This window comes from Oleiphilus sp. HI0125 (genome assembly GCF_001635355.1).
This window is the reverse complement of the sequence record NZ_LWGF01000672.1, coordinates 1-2,290: the sequence shown is the minus strand read 5'-3', so window position 1 is coordinate 2,290 and position 2,290 is coordinate 1. Positions and strand designations below refer to the sequence as shown.

At 42.5% G+C, this 2,290-nt stretch carries 2 protein-coding genes; both read left to right on the top strand.

The annotated features are described in order from the left end of the window. Positions 1–1,286, top strand: a 1,286-nt coding sequence (locus A3762_RS09700; protein WP_068755190.1) for an EF-Tu/IF-2/RF-3 family GTPase, incomplete at its 5' end; no start/stop codon positions are given. 126 nt (positions 1,287–1,412) lie between these two features. Continuing rightward, positions 1,413–1,850 carry a D-aminoacyl-tRNA deacylase gene (dtd, locus tag A3762_RS09695; RefSeq protein WP_068475285.1) on the top strand — a complete coding sequence of 146 codons (438 nt, stop codon included), beginning with the start codon at positions 1,413–1,415 and terminating at the stop codon, positions 1,848–1,850. Positions 1,851–2,290: the final 440 nt, after the last annotated feature.

Genomic DNA, 2,290 nt, shown 5'->3' with positions numbered 1-2,290 from the left:
ATGATCCGGAAGAAATGGCAGAAGACATGACGCCATTGTTTCAAATGATCGTTGATCAAGTTCCAGCGCCAAAAGTTGACCCTGAGGGTTCTTTCCAAATGCAAATCTCTGCATTGGATTATGATTCATATGTAGGTGTTATTGGTATTGGACGCATCACGCGCGGAACGCTGTCGCCTAATCAGCAAGTTATTGTTAAGCAAGCAGATGGCAACGAGCGTAAAGGTAAGGTTCTTAACGTGAAGGGTTATCATGGTCTTGATCGTGTGGATACTGATTTGGCGAGTGCGGGCGATATTGTGTGTATTAATGGTATCGACGGATTAAGCATTTCAGATACTTTATGTGATCCAGCAAATGTTGAAGCATTGCCGGCGCTAAGTGTTGATGAGCCAACAGTAAGCATGACCTTCCAAGTAAACGATTCGCCGTTTGCTGGTCTCGAAGGCAAGTTCGTAACTTCACGAAATATCAAAGATCGTTTAGATCAAGAGCTTATCCATAATGTAGCATTGCGTGTTGAGCAGGGCGATACAGCTGATAAGTTTGTTGTGAGCGGTCGTGGTGAGCTTCACCTTTCAGTTTTGATCGAAACAATGCGTCGTGAAGGCTTTGAACTAGCAGTATCTCGTCCAGAAGTTATCGAGAAAGAAATCGATGGCGTGATGATGGAGCCCTACGAGAACGTAGTAATTGATGTTGAAGATCAGCATCAGGGTTCGATCATGGAAGAGCTTGGTTTGCGTAAGGCTGAGTTGACTAACATGGAGCCAGACGGCAAAGGTCGCGTAAAACTCGAGTTCTCAGTGCCGTCGCGCGGTTTGATTGGTTTCCGTGGTCAGTTCCTTACGCTTACATCAGGTAGCGGTATCATGACATCTGTATTTGATCGTTATGATGTAGTTAAAGCTGGTGAAGTTGTATCACGTCAAAATGGTGTATTGATTTCAATGGTGAAAGGCAAGACCTTGTCTTACTCTTTATTCAATCTTCAGGATCGTGGTCGTTTATTCTTGGGTCACGCTGTAGATGTATATGAAGGCCAGATTATCGGTATTCACTCTCGTTCTAACGATTTGGCAGTTAACCCTACAAAAGGTAAGCAGCTAACGAACGTACGTGCATCTGGCACAGATGAAGCGTTAACGCTGGTTCCACCTATTCGTCACACGCTAGAGCAAGCGCTTGAATTCATCGAAGATGATGAGCTAGTTGAGGTAACGCCTGAAAGCATTCGTTTGCGTAAAAAGCTATTGACTGAAAACGAACGTAAGCGCGCGAAGTAAGTTTTTCAGTAAAGTTTAGAAAGCCGAAGCATGTCTTCGGCTTTTTTTATATCTTGAGAAAGTAAACATATACTGGAGTCAGAGTACTTTTACTCTGACCTCTAATTGGTTTTGGAAAGTGAGGCGATGAAAGCACTTATTCAAAGAGTAAAAAATGCATCGGTTGAAGTGAATGGGCAAATTGTCGGAGCTATTGATGAGGGTATTCTTCTGCTGCTAGGCGTTGAGAAAGATGACGATCAGCTGGTTTCAGACCGTATGCTCAAAAAAATTCTCGCTTATAGAATCTTTGATGATGAGAACGGAAGAATGGGGAGAAGTCTTGCTGATATAAATGGCGGTTTGTTGGTTGTGTCACAGTTCACCTTAGTGGCTGATACTAAAAAAGGAACCAAGCCGAGCTTTTCTTCAGCGGCGCCGCCGGAGCATGGTGAGTTGATATATAACCACTTTGTGGCACAAGCGTACGAATCGCACCAAAATATTGCGACCGGTCAATTCGGCGCAGATATGCAGGTAAGCCTCTTAAACGACGGGCCTGTGACCTTTATGTTAGAGCTCTAATCTTGCATTTATTGCCTTATTTTCCCTGAAATATGACAAAAATAAGAATTTTTGCACTAAAAAATTGCGTAGTGTAACAAAGTGTACTAAACAGAATACAAGGGAATGCATTAAGTTATTGCTCTAACACGCTGTTTTGACTATAAAAATGAACATTTTGTAGGTTTTTGTGGGTGCCATTGGAAATCTGGCACGGTTCTAGCTAAATGCTTAAGCGTTAGGAAATGGAGTAACTTGCCATTAGTAAGCGGCAATACTCTTGTTTAGAAACGAGTGCTGACAAAGCGCATATTTTCTAAACAAGCTGTAACGTGCGAAATGTGAACTTTTTGGCTTAAGATACTTTTGGTCAAACCAACGAGCATACTTTTGGTGCACTCAGTGTTCGAAAGTATGGCAGTCGTGAAAGAAATTGCTCGGTCATTTCGGTTGTAATATTT

What these genes read in the sequence shown, in the direction of transcription:
- dtd (WP_068475285.1), top strand. Translation starts at nt 1,413, where the DNA reads ATGAAAGCACTTATTCAAAGAGTAAAAAATGCATCGGTTGAAGTGAAT.